This window comes from Mesorhizobium sp. M00.F.Ca.ET.216.01.1.1, from assembly GCF_004010325.2.
Taxonomy (GTDB): domain Bacteria; phylum Pseudomonadota; class Alphaproteobacteria; order Rhizobiales; family Rhizobiaceae; genus Mesorhizobium.
Map to the genome: position 1 here is coordinate 1 of NZ_SADR02000403.1, position 313 is coordinate 313.

Annotated in this window: 1 protein-coding gene; it reads left to right on the plus strand. The window is 62.9% G+C overall.

From position 1 onward, the window contains the following. Nucleotides 1-313 (plus strand): extracellular solute-binding protein (locus EN859_RS36680; RefSeq protein WP_135913712.1); only part of this gene is annotated, 313 nt, incomplete at both ends.

A 313-nucleotide genomic window follows, 5' to 3' on the forward strand; every position in this document is an offset into this window, starting at 1 on the left:
ATGCGAGCGGCTTCGACAAAGCCCAAGTCGCCGACATCATCAAGGTCGACGGCAAGGCCGTGATGTTTCCCGTGGCTTCGTTCGTCTATCCGGTCTTCGTGAATTTGGACCTCGCCGCCCAGGCGGGCGTCACCAAGCTGCCGTCGACCCGCGCGGAGTTCCTCGAAGCTGCCAAGAAGATGACCCATGCCGACAAGAACCAGTATGGCTGGGTGCTGCCGCTGTCGCTGCAAACGCCGTCCGGCGTCCAGAACGACATGATGTCGTGGGTCTGGGCATCGGGCCAGTCGATGATGGCGGACGGCAAGCCCGC